The organism is Mycobacterium sp., from assembly GCF_044342925.1.
In the GTDB taxonomy this organism is placed as follows: Bacteria; Actinomycetota; Actinomycetes; order Mycobacteriales; family Mycobacteriaceae; genus Mycobacterium.
Genome location: NZ_JBIIOV010000201.1, coordinates 1 through 5,387, shown reverse-complemented (window position 1 = coordinate 5,387; position 5,387 = coordinate 1). Strand labels below are relative to the sequence as shown.

Below are 5,387 nucleotides of genomic sequence, written 5' to 3'. Positions count from 1 at the left end.
CAGCGTCAGCGCGGGCTCGTCGGTGATCATCCGGTTGAGCACCCGGTGCCGTCGGCTGCGCAGGATCGCCGAAGTGAAGGCCTCGACGTAGTAATTCGATTGCGGGCGAGCCTGTTTGAGCTCCTCGGCGATATCGGCGAACAACCGCGCGTTCTCCCGGTCCATCACCGCCGAGACCAGGTCGTCCCGGTTGGCGAAGCGGCGGTAGATCGTGGTGCGGCTGACACCGGCCCGGCGGGCGACGTCGTCGAGAGCCACCTTGCGGATGCCGTGCCGCTCGAACTCGACGAGTGCGGCGTCAAGGATCGAGTCCGACGCGGCGTCAGGCATACCGGGCGAAACCCTCTCTGGCATAGGGCACCAGTCGATACGAGGCGGGCACCTGCCCCCACAGCCAGTTCGCCGCCGGGGTGCGGCACAGCGCGGCGAAGCGCTGGTAGCGGCGCTCCTTGCGGTCGTCCCACGGCAGGCCGAGGATCCCCCGGGTGCGCGGCGGCATGCCGCCGGTGGTGAGGAACGCCGCCAGCGGATTGAACAGCGGTGCAACGATTTTCCACACCAGCGGCGACACCCCCTTGGGCTTGGGGAAGCCCTTGGTGACGTAGCCGACGCCGTACTTGGCGGTCTTGTGAGCAACCAGCACGTCGTTGATCATGTGGTCCCAGTACTTCTCGAAGGCCGCGTAGTCGGCCGGCATCGGCCGGTCGCTGACGCCGTAGCGGCGATACCAGGTCTTGGACTCCCGGTACATCCGCTCCTTCTCCTCGCGGGAGAGCTTCGTGACGAAGGTGTCGGCGAAGTAGAGCGCCTGGTCGAAGAAGGTGGCGTGCGCCCAGTAGTAAGTCTCCGGGTCCAGCGCGTGATAGCGGCCCTTGTTGGATTCGTTGGCGTACTCGTCGGGCAGCTCGCCCTTGATGTTGGTGTGGAACTTGCGGACTCGCGGTCCGGCGTTGGCGTCCTCGCTGCCGTAGACGGTGCGGTAGATCGGCGGCAGCGATCGCTTGATCCGCGCGGCGGTGTCGGCGAAGAACACCGAGTGGTCCTCGACACCCTGACCGAGCCCGGCCAGCATGTTCTGCAGCACGGCCGGCCGGGGACCGATCAGCGCGATGCGGCGGTCGCCGAAGTACTTCCAGATCAGCGAGTCCGGGCCCAGCGGCAGGGCGTCGTCGGTTGGTGCGCTGGCAGCCGGATCGGTGGCAGAACGCTGGTCAAGCTCGGTCATGTGACACAGTGTTACAGATTCCGAACTTTGTACCAATCCCGGGTCAGTGGAAACGTCGCAGCCGCAGGCTGTTGGTGACCACCAGCACCGACGACGCCGCCATCGCCGCGCCGGCGATCATCGGGTTCAGCAGTCCCAGTGCCGCCAGCGGGATGGCGGCGATGTTGTAGCCGAACGCCCAGAACAGGTTCTGCTTGATGGTCCGCAAGGTGCGCGCGGAAAGCCGCAGCGCGGTGGGCACCGTACGCAGGTCGCCCCGGATCAGGGTGATGTCACCGGCCTCGATCGCGGCGTCGGTGCCGGTGCCCATCGCCATGCCGATGTCGGCGGTGGCCAGCGCCACCGAGTCGTTGACGCCGTCGCCGACCATCGCGACCTTGCGCCCCTGGGCCTGCAGCTTCTTGACGGCGTCGGCTTTCTCGGACGGCAGGACGCCGGCGATCACGTCGTGCGGCGCGATACCGACCTCGGTGGCCACCCGGGTGGCCACCGCAGCGTTGTCACCGGTGAGCAGGATCGGGGTGATGCCCATCGCCCTCAACTCCGCGATCGCCGCGGCGCTGGTGGGTTTGACGGCGTCGGCCAGCCGGATCACACCGCGTTCGATGTTGCGGGCGTCGGGGCCGGCCCAGCTCACCGCGACGCTGGTGCGCCCGTCGCTGTCCGCGGCGCGGGCCACCCGGACGACGACACCGTCCACCACACCGTGCACCCCGGTCCCGGGTTCGTTGGCGAAGTCGCTGACGGCGGCGATGGTCAGACCGCGGGCGCGGGCCGCTGCGACGATCGCCGCAGCCACCGGATGCTCCGAGGCGGACTCGACGGCGGCGGCGCGGGCCAGCACGGTGTCGGCGTCCTCCCCCGCGGACACTTCGACGTCCTCGATGCTCATCGCGCCGGTGGTGACGGTGCCGGTCTTGTCCAGCACGACGGTGTCGATGCCGCTGACCGTCTCCAGCACCTGCGGCTCCTTGATCAGCACACCGAGCTGGGCGCCGCGACCGGTGCCCACCAGGATGGCCGTCGGTGTGGCCAGCCCGAGCGCGCACGGGCAGGCGATGATCAGCACCGCCACCGCCGCGGTGAACGCGGCCGCCACCGAGTGGCCGGTGAGCAGCCAGGCGGCCAGCGTCACGGCGGCGATGACGAGCACCGCGGGCACAAACACCGCCGACACCCGGTCGGCCAGCCGCTGAATCGAGGCCTTGCCGCTTTGGGCGTCGGCGACCATCCGGGCCATCCGGGCCAGCTGGGTGTCCGAGCCGACCTTGGACGCGCGGACCAGAATCCGGCCGTAGGTGTTGACCGAACCGCCGAGCACCTCGTCGCCGGGGCGGACGTCGACCGGCACCGATTCGCCGGTCATCGCCGAGGAATCCAGGGCCGAAGCGCCGTCGACGACGACCCCGTCGGTGGCCACCCGCTCGCCCGGGCGCACCACGATCACCTCGCCCACCGACAGCTGATCGGCGGGGATCCGCACCTCTGCACCGCCGCGAATCACGACGGCCTCCTTGGCGCCGAGCGAGAGCAGCGCGCGCAGCGCCGAACCGGCGGCGCGCTTGGCCTTGGCTTCCGCGTAGCGGCCGGCCAGCAGGAATACCGTCACTGCCGCGGCCACCTCAAAGTAGACATGGCCGTGCTCGTGCGCATGGCCACCGATACCGGCGACGAGGGTAACCACCGACCAGATGTAGGCCGACAGGGTGCCCAGCGACACCAGGGTGTCCATGGTCGACGACCCGTGCCGGGCACTGTTGAGCGCCGCCTTGTGGAACGGATAGCCGCCCCAGAACACGATCGGCGTGGTCAGCGCCAGGACCACCCACTGCCAGCCGGGGAACTGCCAGGCCATCACCATCGAGATGGCGAGCACCGGCACCGCCAGCACAGCCGAACCGATCAACCGGGACCGCAGCTGATCCTCGGGGACGCCATGGATCATGTGGTCGTGCGCATCGCCATGATTGCGGGAAGGGTCGCCGTGGTGCTGGGAATGGTCGATGACCGCGGCGCGGTATCCGCTGGATTCGACGGCGCGCACCAGGTCCGCGTCGGAGACCTCCGGGCCGTGTTCGACGTGCGCCTGCTCGACGGCGAAGTTCACCGATGCCCGCACCCCGTCGAGCTTGTTGAGGTTGCCTTCGATCCGGGAGGCGCAGGACGCACAACTCATCCCGGACAGCGTGAGATCGGTCGTCAGCGTCAGTTCGGTCATGGCCATACCGAAGACAATACCCCTAGGGGGTATATAAGCCAAGGTCGCGACCGGCCCGCCGCCGGTGCAGTCCGGCAACCCCGAGGACGGCCAGCACCCCGGCCGTGGTCGCCAGCAGCCAGACCAGGAACATCAGCGGCGGGTCGTAGACCACCGATACCGTCGCCGGCTGGCCGTCGGTGACGGGCGGAACGTCGACCAGGCTGGTGACGTGCAGCCAGCACAGCACGGCACCGGCCGCCGCGATCGCGGCGAGCACCAGTTGGACGACGTGCCTCACCGCGATTGCACCAGTCGGAGCAATTCGGTGCGCAACCGCTCGTGATCACGGGCCCAGGCCTGGGCAAAACGCGCTTTGCCGACCAGGCGGATGCCGACCGCGGTACGCCCCCGGGGTACCCCGGACAGTTCGCCAAGCGCCCGGGAGGCCTGCCATTTCTCACGGGGCGGTTCCGGCTTGGCCCGCCAACTCGAGATGGCGCTGCGCTGCTTGACCGGCACCTCGGGTTCACCGAACACCTCGAGGATGTCCGCGATGGGCGTCACCTGCGTGCCCTCCCGCAGTGACGTGGCGGTGAGTTCGACGCTGGTGTGAATGCGCGCGGCCTTGACCTGCAGGCCGAGGAACCCGCTGACCATCACCAGGAACATGAGCGGGACGGTGGGGCGGAAGCCCAGGCCGGCCCGGTACTGCACGAAGACCATGGCCAGCGCGGCCGCGGGCCCGGCCAGCAGCCACAGCCAGCTGGCGCCGTTCTCGAAGAACAGCACATCCGAGTGTTCGGCGCCGTCGCGATCCCCGGTCTCCGGATCCTCAGCCACCGGCATACCATTCCACGACGGCGGGCCGGCCCAGCAACAACGCCCCGATGATGATCAGCAGCAGGCTCAGCAGCGCCAGGATGTGGGTACCGGCGAACACCGCGGCCACCGCGACCAGGACGACCACCGTCAGCGCCAGCGCCATCGCGGCCCGGCGGGACCGGGGGTCGCGGTTGCGGGCCCGGGCGGCGAACCAGGCCAGCGCCAGACCGGCGACGGCGAACAGGACTCCGCTGCCGTGGTAGAGCCGGGCGTACTCGCGGACCGCGTCGTCGGTGACCGTCGGCGGCGCTGCCTGGCGCAGCGAGTCGAAACTCATCAGGGCGGCCAGCAGTCCCCCGGACATCAGCAGCGCCGCACCGGCCACCAGCAGCCAGCAGGCGGCGGTGACGGCACCGGGGCGGGGGGCGGGAACGGTCATTCTGTGGCCAAAGCCTATCGGGCGGGAGCGGTCCACCGTCGACTCAGTGGACGAAGAACCGGTGCGAGTCGGGGCGGTGCAGCAGGTAGATGCCGCCGGCGATGAAGACCGACCCGAAGATGCCGGTGACCGCGTAGACCACCGCGGGTATCGGCGGGCGGGTGGTGCTCGACAGGTTGGCGGCGGTGAAGAAGATGGTCACCAGCCCCCCGGTGGTAAGCAGGGTGCGGGCCCAGCGGTAGCCGGAACGCAGCAGCGCCAGGAACCCCACCACCACGCCGCCGAGGATGGCCGCAAGGAAGGCCGTCACCACGAACACATGCGCCGAGCCGGCTGATTGGGAGGCGACGAAGGCGTCGGCGAGCTGTCCGGTGACCATCAGCGGCACAGCGATAAGCCAGAGCCAGAAACCCGTGTCGACGTCGACGGGGCGCACCGGCGCACTAGGGGGCTCCTTCTGGTGCCGCGGCTGGGTGCTCATGTCAGCCACCCCGCTGCCTCGGCAGCCCAGTAGGTCAGAACGATGTCGGCCCCGGCGCGCCGGATTCCGGTCAGCGACTCCAGCACCGCCGCATGGCGGTCGACCCAGCCGTTGGCCGCGGCGGCGGCGATCATCGCGTACTCCCCCGACACCTGGTAGGCCGCCACCGGCACCGGCGAGATCTGCTTGGCCGCGGCCACCACGTCGAGGTAGGCCATGG

The 5,387-nt window shown here is 69.7% G+C and carries 8 protein-coding genes; all 8 read right to left on the bottom strand.

Annotated elements, in window-relative coordinates:
- Positions 1-330 (bottom strand): TetR/AcrR family transcriptional regulator (locus ADBZ6I_RS15800; protein WP_526385490.1); only part of this gene is annotated, 330 nt, incomplete at its 3' end.
- Complete coding sequence (locus ADBZ6I_RS15795; RefSeq protein ID WP_526385488.1) at positions 323-1,225, bottom strand: oxygenase MpaB family protein; 903 nt, start codon at positions 1,223-1,225, stop codon at positions 323-325. The genes ADBZ6I_RS15795 and ADBZ6I_RS15800, both read right to left, overlap by 8 nt.
- A 43-nt stretch (positions 1,226-1,268) precedes the next feature.
- Positions 1,269-3,443 carry a heavy metal translocating P-type ATPase gene (locus tag ADBZ6I_RS15790; protein WP_526385492.1) on the bottom strand — a complete coding sequence of 725 codons (2,175 nt, stop codon included), beginning with the start codon at positions 3,441-3,443 and terminating at the stop codon, positions 1,269-1,271.
- Between the two features lie 22 nt (positions 3,444-3,465).
- Positions 3,466-3,723: a hypothetical protein gene (locus tag ADBZ6I_RS15785; protein WP_526385486.1), complete on the bottom strand. Its 258-nt coding sequence runs from the start codon at positions 3,721-3,723 to the stop codon at positions 3,466-3,468.
- The gene (mce1N, locus tag ADBZ6I_RS15780; protein ID WP_526385484.1) at positions 3,720-4,271 is read right to left on the bottom strand and encodes a transport-regulating membrane protein Mce1N; all 552 of its coding nucleotides are present in this window, start codon (positions 4,269-4,271) and stop codon (positions 3,720-3,722) included. The genes ADBZ6I_RS15785 and mce1N overlap by 4 nt, the downstream gene beginning before the upstream one ends.
- Positions 4,258-4,686 carry a hypothetical protein gene (locus ADBZ6I_RS15775; RefSeq protein ID WP_526385482.1) on the bottom strand — a complete coding sequence of 143 codons (429 nt, stop codon included), beginning with the start codon at positions 4,684-4,686 and terminating at the stop codon, positions 4,258-4,260. The genes mce1N and ADBZ6I_RS15775 overlap by 14 nt, the downstream gene beginning before the upstream one ends.
- 43 nt (positions 4,687-4,729) lie before the next feature.
- Positions 4,730-5,167, bottom strand: coding sequence for a hypothetical protein (locus tag ADBZ6I_RS15770; RefSeq protein WP_526385480.1), 438 nt, complete (start codon positions 5,165-5,167; stop codon positions 4,730-4,732).
- Positions 5,164-5,387 (bottom strand): porphobilinogen synthase (locus ADBZ6I_RS15765; protein ID WP_526385478.1); only part of this gene is annotated, 224 nt, incomplete at its 5' end. The genes ADBZ6I_RS15770 and ADBZ6I_RS15765, both read right to left, overlap by 4 nt.